The organism is Pantoea sp. B9002, from assembly GCF_013385945.1.
In the GTDB taxonomy this organism is placed as follows: Bacteria; Pseudomonadota; Gammaproteobacteria; order Enterobacterales; family Enterobacteriaceae; genus Pantoea.
Genome location: NZ_JACAPA010000010.1, coordinates 97,867 through 117,451, shown reverse-complemented (window position 1 = coordinate 117,451; position 19,585 = coordinate 97,867). Strand labels below are relative to the sequence as shown.

General features: G+C 55.7%; 18 protein-coding genes. 9 read left to right on the top strand and 9 right to left on the bottom strand.

The window, feature by feature from the left end; genetic code table 11:
* Positions 1-87: 87 nt before the first annotated feature.
* Positions 88-435, top strand: a complete 348-nt coding sequence (gene arsC, locus HX773_RS07680; RefSeq protein WP_176971074.1) for an arsenate reductase (glutaredoxin) — start codon at positions 88-90, stop codon at positions 433-435.
* Here the strand turns inward: arsC and hda are convergent.
* The 3 genes from hda to upp all read right to left on the bottom strand — a co-directional run bounded on the left by hda (position 432) and on the right by upp (position 3,326).
* Positions 432-1,133, bottom strand: coding sequence for a DnaA inactivator Hda (hda, locus tag HX773_RS07675; RefSeq protein ID WP_036619769.1), 702 nt, complete (start codon positions 1,131-1,133; stop codon positions 432-434). The genes arsC and hda overlap by 4 nt on opposite strands.
* Positions 1,134-1,226: 93 nt before the next feature.
* Positions 1,227-2,510, bottom strand: a complete 1,284-nt coding sequence (uraA, locus tag HX773_RS07670; RefSeq protein WP_110866483.1) for a uracil permease — start codon at positions 2,508-2,510, stop codon at positions 1,227-1,229.
* 189 nt (positions 2,511-2,699) lie between these two features.
* Positions 2,700-3,326, bottom strand: coding sequence for a uracil phosphoribosyltransferase (gene upp / locus HX773_RS07665; RefSeq protein WP_008108331.1), 627 nt, complete (start codon positions 3,324-3,326; stop codon positions 2,700-2,702).
* Positions 3,327-3,556: 230 nt separating this feature from the next.
* On the opposite strand from upp, the gene purM reads away from it, so the two are divergent.
* Both purM and purN read left to right on the top strand, forming a co-directional pair.
* Positions 3,557-4,597 (top strand): phosphoribosylformylglycinamidine cyclo-ligase, encoded by a 1,041-nt coding sequence (gene purM, locus HX773_RS07660; RefSeq protein ID WP_008108330.1) that lies wholly within the window; start codon positions 3,557-3,559, stop codon positions 4,595-4,597.
* Positions 4,594-5,232: a phosphoribosylglycinamide formyltransferase gene (purN, locus tag HX773_RS07655; protein ID WP_176971073.1), complete on the top strand. Its 639-nt coding sequence runs from the start codon at positions 4,594-4,596 to the stop codon at positions 5,230-5,232. Before purM ends, purN begins: the two co-directional genes overlap by 4 nt.
* Before the next feature lie 108 nt (positions 5,233-5,340).
* Here purN and pstB read toward each other — a convergent pair whose 3' ends face one another.
* Genes pstB through HX773_RS07640 form a run of 3 tightly spaced genes read right to left on the bottom strand, consistent with a single transcriptional unit; the run spans position 5,341 to position 9,808 of the window.
* On the bottom strand, positions 5,341-6,108 hold the full coding sequence (gene pstB / locus HX773_RS07650; protein ID WP_176971072.1) for a phosphate ABC transporter ATP-binding protein PstB: 768 nt from the start codon (positions 6,106-6,108) through the stop codon (positions 5,341-5,343).
* Between the two features lie 11 nt (positions 6,109-6,119).
* Positions 6,120-7,718, bottom strand: coding sequence for a phosphate ABC transporter permease PstA (gene pstA, locus HX773_RS07645; RefSeq protein WP_176971071.1), 1,599 nt, complete (start codon positions 7,716-7,718; stop codon positions 6,120-6,122).
* Entirely contained in the window at positions 7,715-9,808 is a 2,094-nt protein-coding gene (locus HX773_RS07640; RefSeq protein ID WP_176971070.1) for an ABC transporter permease subunit, read from the bottom strand. Before HX773_RS07640 ends, pstA begins: the two co-directional genes overlap by 4 nt.
* A gap of 182 nt (positions 9,809-9,990) precedes the next feature.
* Here HX773_RS07640 and ppk1 point away from each other — a divergent pair, with 182 nt between their 5' ends.
* The 5 genes from ppk1 (at position 9,991) to mgtE (ending at position 16,105) form a co-directional block, all read left to right on the top strand.
* Positions 9,991-12,051: a polyphosphate kinase 1 gene (gene ppk1, locus HX773_RS07635; protein ID WP_176971069.1), complete on the top strand. Its 2,061-nt coding sequence runs from the start codon at positions 9,991-9,993 to the stop codon at positions 12,049-12,051.
* Positions 12,052-12,056: 5 nt separating this feature from the next.
* Positions 12,057-13,583, top strand: coding sequence for an exopolyphosphatase (gene ppx, locus HX773_RS07630; RefSeq protein WP_176971068.1), 1,527 nt, complete (start codon positions 12,057-12,059; stop codon positions 13,581-13,583).
* 21 nt (positions 13,584-13,604) lie between these two features.
* Complete coding sequence (gene tehB, locus HX773_RS07625) at positions 13,605-14,210, top strand: tellurite resistance methyltransferase TehB (RefSeq protein ID WP_370463590.1); 606 nt, start codon at positions 13,605-13,607, stop codon at positions 14,208-14,210.
* Positions 14,211-14,364: 154 nt separating this feature from the next.
* On the top strand, positions 14,365-14,550 hold the full coding sequence (locus HX773_RS07620; RefSeq protein WP_008108322.1) for a YfgG family protein: 186 nt from the start codon (positions 14,365-14,367) through the stop codon (positions 14,548-14,550).
* Between the two features lie 121 nt (positions 14,551-14,671).
* The gene (mgtE, locus tag HX773_RS07615) at positions 14,672-16,105 is read left to right on the top strand and encodes a magnesium transporter (RefSeq protein WP_176971066.1); all 1,434 of its coding nucleotides are present in this window, start codon (positions 14,672-14,674) and stop codon (positions 16,103-16,105) included.
* On the opposite strand, the gene HX773_RS07610 is transcribed toward mgtE, so the two are convergent.
* The gene (locus HX773_RS07610) at positions 16,102-16,602 is read right to left on the bottom strand and encodes an AlpA family transcriptional regulator (RefSeq protein WP_176971065.1); all 501 of its coding nucleotides are present in this window, start codon (positions 16,600-16,602) and stop codon (positions 16,102-16,104) included. The two genes, mgtE and HX773_RS07610, sit on opposite strands and share 4 nt — an antisense overlap.
* Positions 16,603-16,759: 157 nt before the next feature.
* Here HX773_RS07610 and HX773_RS07605 point away from each other — a divergent pair, with 157 nt between their 5' ends.
* On the top strand, positions 16,760-16,939 hold the full coding sequence (locus tag HX773_RS07605) for a hypothetical protein (protein ID WP_008108319.1): 180 nt from the start codon (positions 16,760-16,762) through the stop codon (positions 16,937-16,939).
* 117 nt (positions 16,940-17,056) lie between these two features.
* Here the strand turns inward: HX773_RS07605 and HX773_RS07600 are convergent, their stop codons facing one another.
* Complete coding sequence (locus HX773_RS07600) at positions 17,057-17,833, bottom strand: DUF3750 domain-containing protein (RefSeq protein WP_176971064.1); 777 nt, start codon at positions 17,831-17,833, stop codon at positions 17,057-17,059.
* 170 nt (positions 17,834-18,003) lie between these two features.
* A complete protein-coding gene (guaA, locus tag HX773_RS07595) occupies positions 18,004-19,584 on the bottom strand; it encodes a glutamine-hydrolyzing GMP synthase (RefSeq protein ID WP_064739543.1) in 1,581 nt (526 codons plus the stop codon).
* Position 19,585: the final 1 nt, after the last annotated feature.

The window sequence follows — 19,585 nt, the reverse complement described above, 5'->3', positions numbered from 1 at the left end:
GCGGTGATTTGATACGGCGCTTAACTGATCGGCATTACGCCATTCATGGCGACCGCCGGTTTCAACATTCAAAGGAATGCCCAAACTATGGTCAGCATTTATCACAACCCGCGCTGCAGCAAAAGCCGCGAAACGCTGGCGCTGTTGCAGGAGAACGGTATCGAGCCCGAAGTGGTGCTCTATCTTGAAACGCCGCCCGACGTGCCAACGCTAAAACGCTTGCTGCAACTGCTCGGCATGCACTGCGCGCGCGAACTGATGCGTCGCAAAGAGGATCTGTATAAAGAGTTGGCTTTGGCAAACAGCGAGTTAAGCGAGGATCATCTGCTGCAGGCGATGGTGGATCATCCGAAACTGATCGAACGCCCGATTGTGATCAATGGCGAACAGGCGCGTATGGGTCGTCCGCCAGAAGCAGTGCTGGAGATTATTTAAAGCTCCAGCGCTTCTTTAACAAAAGGAATGGTGAGTTTGCGCTGCGCGCTGATAGAGGCGCGATCAAGACGATCCAGCGTATCAAACAGCGTGCGCATCTCACGGTCGAGGCGTTTCAGCAGGAAGCGCCCGACATCTTCCGGCAACTCAAAACCACGCAATCCTGCACGCAACTGCATCGCCTGTAATTTGTCGTCATCAGAGAGCGGCTGCAAACGATAAATCTGTCCCCAGTCGAGGCGTGAAGCCAGATCCGGTAAGCCGAGATTCAGCTGACGCGGCGGTCGATCGCCGGTAATCAGCAAACGCGTTTTACCGATTTCCAGAATGCGGTTGTAGAGATCAAAGATCGCCATTTCCCACTCCGGATCGCCCGCGATGCACTCGATATTATCGATGCACACCAGCGCCAGATTCTCCATGCCTTCCAGTACTTCCGGCACAAACCAGGTGCGCTTATCCAGCGGCACATAGCCCACCGCTTCGCCGCGCGCCGAGAGTTCCGCACAGGCTGCATGCAGCAGATGGCTGCGGCCACCGCCTTCGCGCGACCAGAAATAGAGATAGCTACCGTGTTGCTGAGAGAGTGCGCCTTGCAGCGCCGCCAGCAGAGACGCGTTTTCCCCCGGCCAGAAACTGGCGAAGGTTTCATCATCGGGTAAATAGAGTGGCAATGAGAGCTGTGCCGGCGTGTTCAGAAGTACCTCAACGGATGAGCGGGCAGAAAACCGCGCAAGTTTATCACGATCTTTGCCGGAGATGAACCGGGCTTCCCTGCCCGGCTTGCAGCCTTAACTTTCGCGTTTCTCTTCAGCGTCCAGCACCACTTCTTCCGGGCGCAATACGCTGATTAAACGGAAGATCAGCGCCAGGCCGACGCCTACAATGGTCGCCAGCGCCATGCCTTTCAACTCGGCCGCGCCGATATGCACTTTGGCACCGCTCACGCCGATGATCAGGATCACCGAGGTCAGGATCAGGTTCTGCGCCTTGTTGTAATCCACTTTAGATTCGATCAGCACACGAATACCGGAGGCGCCAATCACGCCGTACAACAGCAGCGATACGCCGCCCATCACCGGCACGGGAACCGCCTGAATCGCCGCCGCCAGCTTGCCAACGCACGAGAGCAGAATGGCAAAAATCGCCGCGCCGCCAATTACCCAGGTGCTGTAAACGCGGGTGATCGCCATTACGCCGATGTTCTCGCCGTAAGTGGTGTTCGGCGTGGAGCCGAAGAAACCGGAGATCATGGTGGATAAACCGTTGGCGAACATTGAGCGGTGCAGGCCCGGATCGCGGATCAGATCTTTCTTCACGATATTCGCGGTGACCACTAAGTGGCCCACGTGCTCGGCAATCACCACCAGCGCGGCTGGCAGAATGGTCAGCATCGCCACCCACTCAAAACGCGGCGTGTAGAAGGTTGGCAGCGCAAACCACGGCGCATTTTCCACCGCGGTCCAGTCCACAATGCCCATCGCGTAAGAGAGCGCATAGCCAACCAACACGCCGACTAAAATCGGGATGATGGCGAGGAAACCACGGAACAGCACCGAACCAAACACCGTGACCGCCAGCGTCACCATCGAGATGATCACGGTTTTGCTGTCTGGCGATGTGCCGTCAGCAGGCAGCAAACCGGCCATATTCGCCGCCACGCCCGCCAGTTCCAGACCGATAACCGCAACAATCGCGCCCATCGCTGCCGGTGGGAACATCACGTCCAGCCAGCCGGTACCGGCTTTTTTGACGATCAGCGCCACAATGCAGAACAGCAAACCGCAGAGAATAAAACCGCCCAGTGCCACTTCGTAACCCAGCGGCAACAGCAGCAATACCGGCGAAATAAAGGCAAAGCTCGAACCGAGATAAGCCGGGATTTTGCCTTTACAGATAAACAGATAGAGCAGCGTTCCGACGCCGTTAAACAGCAACACCGTGGCCGGGTTGATGTGGAACAGAATCGGCACCAGCACGGTTGCGCCGAACATGGCGAACAGATGCTGCAAGCTGAGTGGAATGGTTTGTAACAGCGGTGGGCGTTCGCTCACACCAATCGCACGACGAGTCATTATTATCCCCTATCCTCTTCGTTCTTCGAGCCATGGCTGCGTTGGCTTCTCTCGTTCACCCGAATCACTTACTTAAGTAAGCTCATCGGGATGAACTCGTTTGCCGCCTTGCCCTGGCTCGAATAACTCGAGGATGACAATGTTGTGTTTTTGCCAAAAAAAAGCCGACTCTCTGGCCGGCTGGTTTCTTTATTTGGTTCCGAAAATCTTGTCGCCTGCATCTCCCAAGCCTGGAATGATGTAGCCCTTCTCGTTCAATCCCTGATCGATAGATGCAGTGTAAAGCTCCACATCAGGATGCGCTTTCTCCAGCGCGGCAATACCTTCAGGTGCGGCCACCAGGACCAGCACTTTAATGCTGGTACAACCGGCTTTCTTCAGCAGATCGATGGTGGCGATCATCGAACCGCCGGTTGCCAGCATTGGGTCGACCACCAGCGCCAGGCGCTCTTCAATGTTCGAAACCAGCTTCTGGAAATAAGGAACCGGCTCCAGCGTCTCTTCATCACGATACACGCCAACCACGCTGATACGCGCGCTTGGAACGTGCTCGAGCACGCCTTCCATCATGCCGAGGCCAGCACGCAGAATCGGAACCACAGTGATTTTTTTACCTTTGATCTGATCGATTTCAACCGGACCATTCCAGCCTTCGATGGTGACGCGCTCGGTTTCCAGATCGGCGGTGGCTTCATAGGTCAGCAAGCTGCCCACTTCCGAGGCCAGCTCGCGGAAACGCTTGGTGCTGATATCATGCTCACGCATCAGGCCCAGTTTATGTTTGACCAGCGGGTGTTTGACTTCCACGATCTTCATGATTGTTCTCCCGGAATTGAGTTGAGCTAAAAAAAAATCGCCGGATTATACCGCCTTTTCGCCGCTGCGCCACATGTCATCGGTCAATAGCCTGCTTACTCTAAGGATTGGCGAAAATCTGAGGCGATGCAAAGGCAGCATGAGATGGGACTCGCAAACGTTTGCCTGCGCTGTTAGAATTGCCGCGCTTAATTTTTGCCACCAACCGCAACTCGCGTGGGGATTCCGCAGTGACCGACAAAACCTCTCTCAGCTACAAAGACGCCGGTGTTGATATCGATGCTGGTAACGATCTGGTTGACCGTATTAAAGGCGTAGTGAAAAAAACCCGCCGCCCGGAAGTCATGGGTGGATTGGGCGGATTCGGCGCGCTCTGTGCGCTGCCGCAGAAGTACCGCGAGCCTGTGCTGGTCTCCGGAACCGATGGCGTCGGCACCAAGCTGCGTCTGGCGATGGATCTCAAACGCCACGACAGCATCGGCATCGATCTGGTCGCGATGTGTGTTAACGACCTGATTGTTCAGGGTGCTGAGCCACTGTTCTTCCTCGATTATTACGCGACCGGCAAGCTGGATGTGGATACCGCTTCATCGGTAATCACCGGCATCGCCGAAGGTTGCTTGCAGTCGGGTTGTGCGCTGGTCGGCGGTGAGACCGCTGAAATGCCAGGCATGTACCACGGCGAAGATTACGACGTGGCGGGTTTCTGCGTCGGCGTGGTGGAAAAATCAGAAATCATTGACGGTTCGAAAGTGCAGGACGGCGACGTGCTGATCGCGCTGGGCTCCAGCGGCCCACACTCGAACGGTTATTCACTGGTGCGCAAGATTCTTGAAGTCAGCCAGACCGATCCGGCCACCAAACAGCTGGATGGCAAATCACTGGCCGATCACCTGCTGGCGCCAACCCGCATCTATGTGAAAAACATCCTTAGCCTGATCGAACAGGTTGATGTGCATGCTATTTCGCATCTGACCGGCGGTGGCTTCTGGGAAAACATCCCGCGCGTGCTGCCAGACAACACCCAGGCGGTGCTGGAAGAGAGCAGCTGGCAGTGGCCGTCTGTGTTCAGCTGGTTGCAGCAGGCGGGCAACGTCAGCCGTCACGAAATGTACCGCACCTTTAACTGCGGCGTGGGCATGGTGATTGCGCTGAGCCCGGCAGAAGCCGATAAAGCGGTACAGCTGATGACCGACGCGGGCGAAAAAGCGTGGAAAATCGGTGTGATTAAAGCGTCTGATTCCGAAGAGCGTGTGGTTATCAATCCATGAAAAAACTGGTTGTACTGATCTCCGGCAACGGAAGCAATCTTCAGTCCATCCTCGACGCCTGCGCAAGCGGGCGTATCAACGGCAGCGTCGCTGCCGTTTTCAGTAATAAAGCCAGCGCGTATGGTTTGACGCGCGCGCGAGAAGCCAACGTCCCGCCGCATGCGTTAGCCGCCAGTGATTTTGCCGACCGGGAAGCCTTTGATCGCCAGCTAATGCAGGAGATTGATGCTTACGCGCCGGATCTGGTGGTGCTGGCCGGTTATATGCGCATCCTCAGCAGCGCTTTTGTCGCGCACTATCACGATCGTCTGGTGAATATTCATCCGTCGTTATTGCCGAAATATCCGGGCTTGCACACGCATCGTCAGGCGCTGGAAAACGGCGACGAAGAGCATGGCACTTCAGTGCACTTTGTCACTGACGAACTGGATGGCGGACCGATTATTTTGCAGGCGCGCGTGCCGGTGTTTGCTGGCGACAGCGAAGACGAAATCAGCGCGCGCGTGCAGCATCAGGAACACGCGATCTATCCGCTGGTGATCAGCTGGTTTGTTGATGGGCGTTTGCAGATGCGTGAAGGTAAAGCGTGGCTGGATGATAAACCATTGCCGCCCAAAGGCTACGCGCACGACTGAATGATATGCACATTCCGTAGCGGCGCGATTTATCGCGCATATCGATGGCACCATCTTGCCCATCCGGGCATTGCGCAATAAATTGCGCCGCTACGAATCGCAGACTTTTTAACCAAATCTTCCCGTAATGTAATCTTCGGTGCGTCGCGCTTTTGGCGACGTGAAGATGCGATCGGTTTCGTCAAACTCCACTAATTGTCCGTTATGCATAAACGCGGTGTAATCTGACACGCGTGCCGCCTGCTGCATATTGTGCGTCACCAATACCAGCGTGAAATGCTGCTTCAGCGTGGTCATCAACTCCTCGATCACCAGCGTTGAGATCGGATCAAGTGCCGAGGTGGGCTCATCCAGCAACAATACTTCCGGCTCAATGGCAATGGCACGCGCAATCACCAAACGTTGCTGCTGGCCGTTAGAGAGCGTTAAGGCGTTCTGCCCCAGCTGATCTTTCACTTCGGCCCACAAGGCCGCCGCACGCAGCGCACGCTCACAGGCTTCATTCAACACGCGACGGTCGCGCACGCCCTGCAAGCGCAGGCCGTAAACAACGTTTTCGTAAATCGATTTAGGAAACGGATTTGGCCGCTGGAATACCATGCCAATGCGGCGTCGCAGCGCGGGAAGATCCTGATTCGCCTGCATCACCGCGTAATCATCCAGCAGAATCTCGCCCTCGATGCGGCAGCGATCGATCACATCATTCATGCGATTGAAGCAGCGCAGCAGCGTCGATTTTCCGCAGCCGGAAGGACCAATCAACGCCGTGATGCGGTTTTTCGGGATAAGCAGATCAATGTTATTCAGCGCCTGGCGTTCGCCATACCACAGCGACAGCTGATTAACGCGGAGGGCAATGTCGTAATCGGGCGTCATCAGAAACCTTTTTAGTGCGTCATAATCCGGTAACGCTCACGTAGCCGATGGCGCAGCGCCATTGCCAGCAGATTGAGCGACAGGATGATCACCACCAGCAGCAAAGCGGTGGCGTAAACCAGCGGTCGATCAGCATCGATGTTGGGGCTCTGGAACGCCAAATCGTAGATCTGAAAACCGAGGTGCATGAATTTACGATCGAGGTGCAGATAGGGGAACACCGCATCAACCGGCAGCTCAGGCACCATCTTCACCACGCCCACCAGCATCAGCGGCGCGGTTTCTCCAGCCGCACGCGCCACCGCCAGAATCAAGCCGGTGAGCATGGCCGGAACCGCCAGCGGCAGCACTACGCGCCACAGCGTTTCCGCCTGAGTTGCGCCCAGCGCCAGCGATCCCTGACGCAGATTATCAGGAATGCGCGACAATCCCTCTTCGGTGGCAACGATCACCACCGGCAGCGTCAGCAGCGCCAGCGTCAGCGCGGCCCACAGCAAGCCCGGCGTACCAAAAGTAGGATTGGGCAGAGCGCTGGAGAAAAACAGCTGGTCGAGGGTGCCGCCAATCAGCCAGACAAAGAAACCGAGGCCAAACACGCCGTAGACAATCGAAGGCACGCCCGCGAGATTCACCACCGCGATGCGCACCAGCCGCGTCAGCGCATTGCGTCCGGCGTATTCGTGCAACCATATCGCCGCAATGACGCCGAGCGGCATGACGATAATCGACATCAACAGCACCATCAGCACGGTGCCAAAAATTGCCGGGAACGCCCCGCTCTCGCCGCCACCGGAAGTCGGTGAATCGCTGACGAATTGCCAAATCTGACTGAAGAAGTGCAGCGTTTTGTTGGTCAACGTCATGGCATTCGGATACCACGCATCAACCACCTGTGCCAACGGGATGGTGTGATCTACGCCGTTCACATCGCGCAGCACCAGTGTATCGCGCTGACTTTCGTGCTGCAGATGAGTTAACTGCTGCGCCAGCGCGTTAAAGCGGCGCTGTAACGCCGTGCGATTGGCATCAAACTCAGACTGCACTTCCAGGCTGAAGCGGCCATTACGCTGCTGCTCATCGGCCTGCTGCTGCAAACTTTCCAGCTGTGCATTGAGGCGCGCCATCTCAATGCGGCGGATTTTACTCGCCTGGCGCAGCTGCTCATGTACCTGCTGCAAACGCTGATGCAGCAAAGCATCGCGGCTCTGGGCGGTCATGACTTCGTTATCCTGGCGCAGCTCCACCAGCCAGCCATAAGCATTGCCGCCGTTGCGGCGCTGCAGCACCAACACATCAGCAGGACGACGGGTTTTCGCCTCGCCCTGACTGTAAAGCACGCGGAAATCCGGTGCGGCAAAGTCACGGTTGCCGGTTTTTACCACATAGCGCCACTGTTCGCCCTGCTGCTGCTTTTGCAAGGTTTCGCCCAGCACCATCACCGCGCTGCCTTCTGGCGGCTGGAATTGATATTGATCGACCGGCTGCGGCCAGAAAGCGCGCACGCCTTGCCAGCCGAGCAAACCAATCAACAAGGTAAACGCCAGCAGGCAAACCGCGACAGCTCCGGCGGTGAGCCAGCGCCAGCGATCGTTTTGTTTCATCGCCGTCATCCGTGGCCCTCGTGCTGGCTGTAGCGTTGGCGCAGGCGCTGACGAATCAACTCGGCGATGGTGTTGATCACCAATGTGAAGATCAACAGCAACAAGGCACTGAGGAACAGAATGCGGTAATGCGCGCTGCCCGCGGCGGCTTCGGGCATCTCAATGGCAATGTTGGCGGAGAGCGCACGCAGGCCAGCAAATAAGCCGCCTTCGCTAACTGGCGTGTTGCCGGTGGCCATCAGCACAATCATCGTCTCGCCGACGGCGCGGCCAAAGCCAATCATCAAGGCAGCGAAGATGCCCGCCGAGGCGCCCGGCAACACCACGCGCGTCAGGGTTTGCCACGGCGTGGCGCCCAGCGCCAGCGAGCCCTGACCCAGCGCGCCCGGCACGCTGAACAGCGCATCTTCCGATAAGGTGAAAATCAGCGGCACCAGCGCAAAACCCATCGCCAGCGCGGCCACCAGCAGGTTGCGCTGTTCGTAATGGGCTAAACGTTCGCCAATCTCCGGCCAGAACAGCGTTGGCAGCCACAGCGTCAGCAACGTCACCACTAACAATAGCGGCAGCAGCAGAATCACTTCAAAACCGGGACGTCGCCAGCTGACCGGCAAACGCGGACTCAGCACGCCGCACAGTAATAAGGTGGCGGCCAACACCGGCGGCAGCAGCAGCACGCCAACCAGCGCGGTGCTGATGTGCGGCGCCAGCCACACGCCGGCGATTAAACCAATCACCACGCTTGGCAGCGCGCCCATCATTTCGATCGCCGGTTTCACCCAGCGACGTAAACCCGGCGACATAAACCACGCGGTGTACATCGCGGCGGCCAGCGCCAGCGGCGTGGCGAACAGCAGCGCCAGACTGGCGGCTTTCAGCGTGCCCAGCACCAGCGGCATCAGGCTGAACTTGGCTTGATAGCTGTCGCCCGCTGCGGTGGATTGCCATACCCAATCGGCCTGCGGGTAGTTTTCGTACCAGATTTTCTGCCACAGGTTGCGCCAGGTGAAATCCGGCCACGGATTATCTAAAGCAAACTGTTGCCACTCCCCGGCGCGTTCGATGATCAGGGCATCACCGCGCGGCGCGAAGGCCAGCGCCTGAATGCCCGGTGCCAGCTGGCGCGTTAAAATCGCGCCCTGCTGCTTGCTGGCAAACAGCTGAACCTTGCCCTGCGCATCGTAAGTGGCAAACACACGACGCTGCGGCTCCGGCGTAATGCCGCGCGCCTGCTGGCTGCCGTTGAAGGTGTGAATCTGTTGTAAGCGCGGCCCTTGATCACTGGCGATTGCGAACCATTGCTGTAGGCCCTGCGCATCCTGAATCAGCAAGGTGCGTCCACCGGCCAGCATATGCAGGCTTTGCGGCGGCAGATTGAGGGTTTGCGTTTCGCGTAACTGCGCGCCATCCGGCGTGATTTGCCACACGCGCAGTAATCGCCCGCTGCTGGCGTAGAGTAAGGTGCCATCCGGCGACAGCAGCAGATGATCGGCCTGCTGCTGCGGCAACAGGATCTGATTCACTTTTTGCTGATTTTCCAGCGTCAGCAGGCTGATGCCCGCTGCGGTTTGCGCCGCGATCAACCATTGATGGTCGTTGAGAGCGGTCAGCGCCATGTTACTGACCGGGCCTTGCGGTAAGCGCAGCGGACGATCGCCGAGCGGGAAGCCCCATTCGCCGCTGCCGTTGCGGATAACCGGTTGCATTAACAGCAGTTCGCCCTGCATATTGAGCAGCACGCTGCGGTTATCAAAGCTTGCGATTGCCGCATCGGGTTTGCCATTCAGCGCCAGAGCGGGTGCCGCGGGTTGACCATCAAGCGGAATAAAGCGCGCTTCGTTGCGGCTGATGCGCCAGCCCAAATGGCCGTCGCTGCCCATCGCCAGCATCGGGGCTTTATCCCACAGCTGAATATTGGTGGTGGCATGCATCCCCGGCGCGCTAAACAGCGGCAGCACCACCCAGATCAACCAGAAGAACAGCAGTAACATCAGCAGCAAAATTCCCACGCCGCAAGCTGTGACGACGCGGCGCACTAAATTATCAGTGGCGCGTCGACGACGGTCGCTAAAGTGGACGGGAATACGATTTATGCTCATGCAGGCCAGGTTACCGGTGGAAACAAGTCGCTATGTTGCCCGTAGCTGATTGATAAGACAACCTTTGACGTTGGACAAGCCTGCCATACTCTCGCCATAATGGTGACGGACACTGAGCGGTAACGCATTTTTGTGCATTTTCCGCCGGACATTCCGTCCAGCATCAGCATCTCGGAGTCAGAATGGGTCAGGATAAGCTGTATATAGAAAAAGAATTAAGCTGGTTAAGCTTCAATGAACGTGTGTTACAGGAAGCCTCGGATAAAAGTAATCCGCTGATTGAGCGCATGCGCTTCCTCGGGATTTACTCCAATAACCTCGAAGAGTTCTATAAAGTGCGCTTTGCCGATCTCAAGCGGCGGATTCTGATCAGCGAAGAGCAAGGCAAACCGACCTCTTTGCGGCATCTTTTAAAGAAAATTCAGCTGCGGGTGCAGAAGTCGGATCAGGAGTTTGATGCGCTCTACAACGATCTGCTGCTGGAAATGGCGCGTAATCAGATCTTCCTGATTAACGAACGCCAGCTGTCACCGAATCAGCAAGAGTGGCTGCGCTACTACTTCAAACATCAATTACGCCAGCACGTCACGCCGATTCTGATTAACCATGACACCGATCTGATCGAATTCCTGAAAGACGATTACACCTATCTGGCGGTGGAGATCATTCGCGGCGACGATATTCGTTATGCGCTACTGGAGATCCCGTCGGATAAAGTGCCGCGCTTTATTAACTTGCCGGCTGAGTCGCCACGTCGCCGCAAGCCAATGATTCTGCTGGATAACATCCTGCGCTATTGCCTTGATGAAATTTTCAAAGGCTTCTTCGATTACGATACGCTGAATGCCTATTCGATGAAGATGACGCGCGACGCCGAATACGATCTGGTCACCGAGATGGAATCGAGCCTGCTGGAGTTGATGTCATCGAGCCTGAAGCAGCGTCTCAATGCCGAGCCGGTCCGTTTCGTTTATCAGCGTGATATGCCGGATGCGATGGTGGAAATGTTGCGCCATAAGCTGTCGATTTCGAACTACGATTCGATTGTGCCCGGCGGCCGCTATCATAACTTCAAAGATTTTATCGGCTTCCCGAACGTTGGCAAAAGCAATCTGGAAAACCGTCCGCTGCCGCAGATTCGCCACATTGGCTTTGACGGCTTCCGCAACGGTTTCGACGCCATTCGTAATCGCGATGTGCTGCTCTACTATCCGTACCACACTTTTGAGCATGTGCTGGAGCTGCTGCGTCAGGCCTCGTTCGACCCGAACGTGCTGGCGATTAAGATCAACATTTATCGCGTAGCGAAAAACTCGCGCATCATGGATGCGATGATTCACGCTGCCTATAACGGCAAGAAAGTCACGGTGGTAGTGGAACTGCAGGCGCGCTTCGATGAAGAGGCCAACATCCGCTGGGCGAAACGCCTGACCGAAGCGGGCGTGCATGTGATCTTCTCCGCGCCGGGTCTGAAAATTCACGCCAAGCTGTTCCTGATTTCGCGCCGTGAAGGCGAAGAAATTGTGCGTTATGCGCATATCGGTACCGGGAACTTCAACGAAAAAACCGCGCGCATTTATACTGACTATTCATTGCTGACCGCCGATGCGCGCATCACCAATGAAGTGCGTCGCGTGTTCAACTTCATTGAGAATCCGTATCGCCCGGTCACTTTCGAGCATTTGCTGGTGTCACCGCAGAACTCGCGCGACGTGCTGTATAAGTTCATTGATGCCGAGATCGCCAACGCGCAGCAAGGCAATCCTGCTGGCATTACTTTGAAGATCAACAACCTGGTGGATAATGGTTTAGTTGATCGACTTTACGCTGCTTCGTCGGCAGGCGTGAAAGTGAATCTGCTGGTGCGCGGCATGTGTTCGCTGATCCCCGATTTACCGGGCATCAGTGAAAATATTCGCATTACCAGCATCGTTGACCGCTATCTCGAGCACGACCGCGTCTATATTTTTGAGAACGGCGGCGAGAAAAAGGTGTTTCTCTCTTCCGCGGACTGGATGACGCGTAACATTGATCACCGCATTGAAGTTGCCGTGGCGATTCTTGATCCCCGCGTGAAGCAGCGCATATTGGACATTATCGCCATTCTGTTTAGTGATACGGTGAAAGCCCGCATCGTCGATAAAGAGCTGAGTAATCGTTATGTGCCGCGCGGCAACCGTAAAAAGGTGCGTTCGCAGCTGGCCATTTATGACTACATCAAGAAACTGGAACAACCCGAATAACGCCTATGCCAATCTCACATAAAAGTACGCCGAAACCTCAAGAATTCGCGGCAATCGACCTCGGCTCGAACAGCTTCCATATGGTCATTGCCCGCGTGGTGGATGGCGCTTTGCAAGTGCTGGGACGCCTGAAACAGCGCGTGCATCTGGCCGATGGGCTGGATGCGCACAATCGCCTGAGCGAAGAAGCGATTGAGCGCGGGCTGAGCTGTCTGGCGTTGTTCGCCGAACGTTTGCAGGGCTTCAGTCCCGCCAACGTGACGATCGTCGGCACGCACACGCTGCGTATCGCCAGCAACGCGGAAGAGTTTCTGCAGCGCGCGGCCGAGGTGATTCCCTATCCGATCGAAGTGATTTCCGGCAACGAAGAAGCGCGTCTGATCTTCATGGGCGTGGAGCATACGCAGCCGGAAAAAGGTCGCAAGCTGGTGATCGATATCGGCGGCGGCTCCACCGAACTGGTGATTGGTGAAGACTTTGAGCCGCAGCTGGTAGAGAGCCGCCGCATGGGCTGCGTCAGCTTCGCCAATCTCTTCTTCCCGAAAGGCGAAATCACGTCAGAAAACTTCCGCCGTGCGCGCCTCTCCGCTGCGCAAAAGCTGGAAACCATGGCGTGGCAATATCGTCTGCACGGCTGGCAATATGCGCTGGGCGCTTCGGGTTCCATCAAAGCGGCCTGCGAAGTGCTGCTGGCGATGGGCGAAAAAGAGAAGCTGATTACGCCAGAGACGCTGGAGTTGCTGACCAGCGAAGTGCTGAAGCATAAGTCGTTCAACGCGCTGAGCCTGCCGGGCTTGTCGGAAGAGCGTAAAGCGGTGTTTGTGCCAGGCTTAGCGATTTTGTGTGGCGTGTTTGATGCGTTAGCGATTCGCGAGCTGCGTCTCTCTGACGGCGCACTGCGTGAAGGCGTGCTCTATGAGATGGAAGGCCGTTTCCGCCATCAGGACATTCGCAGCCGCACCGCGCAAAGTCTGGCAAATCACTACGCGATTGATAGCGATCAGGCGCGTCGCGTGCTGGAAACCACCGAGCAGCTCTATTTACAGTGGCAGGAGCAGAATCCGAAGCAAGCCAATCCGCAACTGTCGGCGCTGCTGAAATGGGCCGCGCTGCTGCATGAAGTGGGATTGACCATCAATCACAGCGGTATGCAGCGCCATTCGGCCTACATCCTGCAGAACTCCAACATGCCGGGCTTTAATCAGGATCAACAGATGCTGTTGGCCACGCTGGTACGTTATCACCGCAAAGCGGTGAAGCAGGATGAGATGCCGCGTTTCACCTTGTTTAAAAAGAAACAGTTTCTGCCGATGGTATTCCTGCTGCGTCTCGGCACGCTGCTGAATAATCAGCGCCAGGCGACCACCAAACCGGATTCGCTCAAACTCAGCACCGACGACGGCCACTGGACGCTGACCTTCCCTGCCGGCTTCCTGAGCCAGAATACGCTGGTGCAGCTGGATCTGGAGCGCGAGCAAGCTTATTGGAATGATGTCACCGGCTGGAAACTGATGTTGGAAGAAGAGGAGTAAAGCGGGCTGCTGGCCCGCAATCTGGTTATGACTACACGCCCCGATAACTATTACGCTGAAAAATACGGTCTCACGCCGACCCATTCTGAAGTGCTGGCGGCCCTGCCTCATCTTGAGGTGGGGAAAGCGCTGGATTTGGGCTGCGGCCAGGGCCGCAATAGCCTGTTTCTCAATCAGCATGGCTTTGAGGTGACGGCCTGGGACAGCAATCCCGTCAGTCTGGAGCGCCTGAACAGCATCATCGCGGAAGAGGATCTGCAGAACATTCACACCGAGCTGTGCGATCTGAATAGCGTGCGGTTTAACGGCGGCTATCAGTTTGTGCTGTCGACCGTGGTGATGATGTTCCTGCAGCCGGCAACCATTCCGCAGCTGATTGCCGATATGCAGGCCAGCACGCGTAAATATGGCTACAACCTGATTGTGGCGGCGATGGATACCGATGATTATCCCAATACGCAAAACTTCCCGTTTGCGTTTAAATCCGGTGAGCTCAGCCACTTTTACCGCAACTGGCACATTGTGAAGTACAACGAAGATGTCGGTGAACTGCATCGTCGTGATGAAAACGGTAACCGCATCAAATACCGCTTCGCCACGCTGCTGGCGCAGAAAGCCAGCTACTGAGTTAACGGCCGCCTTGTGCGGCCGTTACATTGTCTGATGTCGATCAATGCGCTGAACCTTTTTTGCTCATTTTTCACACAGCGATTGCTTTAGCGATCCAAGTGTGACTAAATATTGCCTCCGCCCAACCGGGCAATTACAGGAACCACCCCGCGTGAACAGCGCTATATCTGCACGAAGACGTCCCAAAACTGGCACCATGACCCGCGTTGTTTTACTGGTCAGCTTCTTAATTTTGTTTGGCCGCCTGCTTTTCATCATTCCCGGTGCCATCGAGCATCATCAGCAAAAGAAAGCCATCCCTGAACCGGTCACGCTGAGCACCAGTGATTCGCGCTAAATAATTTGCGGGTCGCCTGTCGCTGCTAAACTTTGTCCTTTGAGACAATGCTGCTTTTTACGTGCTGTTACCCGCAACGCGCTACACTGTGAGCTGACTTTACAGACACAAGGAACGCGTTATGTCTGCTTCGCATTCACAAAAATTAGCTGAAACCCGCCATCACATCCTTAACCTGCTGCTCAACGAGCACGATCTGGTTGATGTTCTGCTGGATAAATCCGTCGATCTGAATGCCGCCGAACTGCGTGATATCACCGACTGGCGTCATGAATTAGAGCGTGAGCTGCAGCAATTACACGCCGCGGATTTGGCCGACATCCTCGAAGCCTTGCCGGAAGAAGAGCGTCAGGCGCTGTGGCGTTTGGTGCCGACTGCACAGCGCGGTCACGTACTGGTTGAGGCTTCAGAAACCGTTTGGGCCAGCCTGACGGAAGAAATGTCTGATCGCGATATTCTGCACGCCATTGAGCCGCTGGATATCGACGATCAGGTATATCTGGCGCGCTATCTGCCGCGCGATTTAACCGGACGTCTGCTCACCACCCTCGAACCTAGCCTGCGCGCGCGGCTGATGAGCGTGATCGAGCTGGACCGCGATCGCGTCGGCCAGATCATGGATTTCAACATCCTGACGGTGCGCTCTGACGTGACCTTAGCCACGGTGCAGCGCTATTTGCGTAAAGGCAAAAAAATGCCTGACGGCACCGATAAGATCTTTATCACCGATGAACAGAACCAACTGGTGGGTGAGTTAACGCTCACTGATATTCTGCTCAATAAGCCGAAGATGCTGGTCGCAGAAGTGATGAATTCACATCCCACTACGTTTCAGCTCAACGATAAAGCGGAAGACGCTGCCAGCGCGTTCGAACGTTATAACCTGATCTCCGCCGCGGTCACCGATGCTCAAGGCAAACTGATTGGCCGCATCACCATTGAAGACGTGGTCGATTTGGTGAACGAAGAGAACGAAAGCAACATCCGTAAAATGGGTGGTATCAGCCAGGGCGAAGACGTGTTTGCGCCGGTGCGCAAAGCGGTGGGCAAACGCTGGGCCTGGCTGGCGGTTAACCTGTGTACCGCATTTGTCGCTTCGCGCGTGATTGGCCTATTCGAAGCCACCATATCGCAGCTGGTTGCGCTGGCGGCACTAATGCCAATCGTCGCCGGCATCGGCGGTAACACCGGCAATCAAACCATTACCATGATTGTGCGTGCGCTGGCGCTGCATCAGGTTGAACCGGGTAACTTCTCGTTTCTGATCATGCGTGAACTCGGCGTGGCATTGATTAACGGCCTGTTCTGGGGCGGCATTATGGGCGGCGTCACCTGGCTGATGTACGACAACCTGCAGCTCGGCGGCGTGATGATGCTGGCGATGGTGCTGAACCTGCTGCTGGCCGCGCTGATGGGCGTGCTGATTCCGTTAATCATGACCAGGATGAAACGCGACCCCGCCGTTGGCTCCAGCGTGCTGATCACCGCGATCACCGATACCGGCGGATTCTTTATCTTCCTTGGTCTGGCGACGATATTTTTGCTGCATCATTAAGGCTTTAAACAGTGTGCGTAACGTTGCAGCATCTGCTGTAAATTGAGTTGCAACGTTGCGCGCGCCAGTTCACTCAATGCTGGATTGACCCGCGTTGAACCACGCTGATTTAACCACTCCAGTACATCGACCAAATGCCATATGGCTGTTTTTCCATCATGAATCGGACGCGGAAACTGCGGGCTGTGGCTGAGCATCAGCTTGCGCATGTTCTGCCGCGAAACACCAATCAACTCTGCGATATCCGTCAGCCCGACTAAATCTGGCGCGGCTTCAATCATTTCAGCATCTGGCAATGCCTGAAAAACATCCGCTAACGCGCTGCGCACCGCGTCCTGTGCAGTGCTGGCTTCGCGGCAGAACGTCATGCTTAATTTTCCCGCTACACCCGCACCAATTAACGCATCAGTGCAGCCTTGCGAGCCGAGCCGCTCAAGCACTTCATCGATGGCGATCTCATCACTGAGCTGAAAACGCAGCGTAAACTCAAATTCCATGTTTTCCTCATATACCAATCAAAAGCCAGGCAAAATTATGCTCAAAACGCCAGGTTGTCAACTGACAACCATAAAAGATCTGAGCACAAAATCAACCGCACAGCACCTGAAGTGCATATAGACTCTGTTGTTATCACTGACCTGACGGAGAAGAAGCATGTTTAACGTGGATGATTTTGTGCAGTCTAAAACCGGTGGCCCAAAGATGCAGGTGCTGCGCGTGGAAGGCGATATGCTGTGGTGCGCTCGTGTTGACGATCACATCAAGCGAGAAATTGAGGTCAGAGCCGATACCGTGAATCTGTATCACGAAGACGGCGATTTCGGCGTCTGTTAAAAAACGTAATGCTGGTTAGTTAAGCGTGAATTGGTCGCCATGAATGGCGACCCTACGTTTAATTGGCAGGATTTTGTAGGGTGCGCATTTATGCGCACCTGCATATATAGACATTTTTTATGGATTGTCTCGCTGCACATTATTCTGCCCGATGCCGCCAATAAACGGCAGACGCAGCCGGAAAGGTGTGAAATCCAGCCCCATGTTTAAACCCAGCAGATTCACTTCCAGCCCCTCTTCCGCTCCAACCGTCACGCCCAACACACCCAGCAGGGAAAGCTGCACGCCGCGACCTGACGGCGGTAAACCCACCGGATTAAGTAGCGAGCGATAATCTTTGCCAAGCGCGTTAGCCGGCAGGTCCAGCTTCAATGCCGGAACCTCGCGGCCGATATGCGCCATGAAAGTATTGCTGTTGGGTCCCGGCCAGGCGTGATACGTGGTCGGCCACGGATAGGATTTAATTGCCGCTTCGATCTGCGGAATCATCGCTTCTGCGCTAGTGCCGCGATGATCAACCAGCAGACGTGGCTTCGCGCCGTACCAGTAACCATCCGGAAGATTGCTGTTACGACGCACTTTATCGCCGCTGCCCCAGCTAATCACTTCGTAACGGTTATAGCGGGTTTCACCGGCGCGTTTGAAGATAATCCACGGATGCACCGCCACTGCGCCCTTCCAGCCATAGGTTGGGGCAGCATAAATCTGCACGATAGCTTCTGCCGCATAACGCTGTGGATCCGGTGCGATACCGGCCGAATCGCGCCTTGCGGATGCCCATCCACCGCGTTCAGAGGTGAGCTCACCGCCACGCGTTGCCTGCGCCAGACTCGCGCCTAATGAAAGCAAGATGATGCAAAGAAATGAGATCAGTACGGCTTTGAAAGGCAACATCGACGGCATCCTGATGAGTAAAAAATCACTCGCTATCTTGCATCGAAATGGGGGGCTTGTATTCACGAACTATGCGATTCATTTAGCCGCTTAATCTGCCATCAGAACGTTTGAAAGAAAAAGCCCGCAGTTAAGCGGGCTTCGTTTTCACGCAGTAATCAAAGCAGGATTTATTCCCACTCGATCGTCGCAGGTGGTTTACCTGAAATATCATAAACCACGCGGGAAATGCCGTTGACTTCGTTGATGATGCGGTTAGAGACGCGGCCGAGGAAATCGTACGGCAGGTGCGCCCAGTGCGCGGTCATGAAGTCGATAGTTTCAACTGCACGCAGTGAAACCACCCAATCATATTTACGACCGTCGCCCATCACGCCAACAGAACGTACTGGCAAGAACACGGTGAACGCCTGGCTGACTTTGTTGTACAGGTCAGCTTTATGCAGCTCTTCAATGAAGATAGCGTCTGCGCGGCGCAGCAGGTCGCAGTACTCTTTCTTCACTTCGCCCAGCACGCGCACGCCCAGACCTGGACCTGGGAACGGGTGACGATACAGCATGTCGTATGGCAAGCCGAGTTCCAGACCGATTTTACGCACTTCGTCTTTGAACAGCTCTTTCAGCGGCTCAACCAAGCCCATCTTCATCTCTTTTGGCAAACCGCCCACGTTGTGGTGCGATTTGATCACGTGCGCTTTACCGGTGGCAGAAGCAGCTGATTCGATCACGTCAGGATAGATGGTGCCCTGTGCCAGCCACTTCACGTCTTCCAGACGCAGCGCCTGCTCGTCGAACACTTCAACGAATACGCGGCCAATGATTTTACGCTTAGCTTCAGGATCGTTTTCGCCCGCCAGCGCATCAAGGAAACGCGCTTCAGCCGCAACGTGCACGATGTTCAGACCGAAGTGGTCGCCGAACATGTCGAGCACCTGCTCAGCTTCATTCAGACGCAGCAAACCGTTGTCGACGAACACGCAGGTCAAACGCTCGCCGATGGCGCGGTGCAGCAGCATCGCGGTCACAGAAGAGTCCACGCCGCCAGACAGGCCGAGGATCACTTTGTCATCGCCAACCTGCTGACGAATACGCTCAACCGCATCTTCGATGATTTTGGCTGGCGTCCACAGCGCTTCACAGCCACAGATGTCACGAATGAAACGCTCGAGCATGCGCAGGCCCTGACGCGTGTGCGTCACTTCCGGGTGGAACTGCACGCCGTAGAATTTCTTCTCTTCGTTAGCCATGATGGCGAACGGACAGGTTTCGGTGCTGGCAACGGTTTCGAAACCGGCTGGGATGGCGGTGACTTTGTCGCCGTGGCTCATCCAAACGTCCAGCAGCGGTTTACCTGCTGCACTAATCGCATCTTCGATGTCACGCACCAGCGCGCTCTGGGTCAGCACTTCAACCTGTGCATAACCAAATTCACGCTCGTTCGAGCCTTCAACCTTACCGCCCAGCTGCATCGCCATGGTCTGCATGCCGTAGCAGACACCCAGCACTGGCACACCGGCGTTAAACACGTATTCCGGCGCACGCGGGCTGTTCAGCTCGGTGGTACTTTCCGGACCGCCAGAGAGAATGATGCCGTTCGGGTTGAACTGGCGAATTTGCTCTTCGGTGACATCCCACGCCCAGAGTTCGCAGTAGACACCCAGCTCGCGCACGCGGCGCGCCACCAGCTGCGTATACTGAGAACCAAAATCGAGGATCAAAATACGATGTTTATGAATATTTTCAGTCGTCATT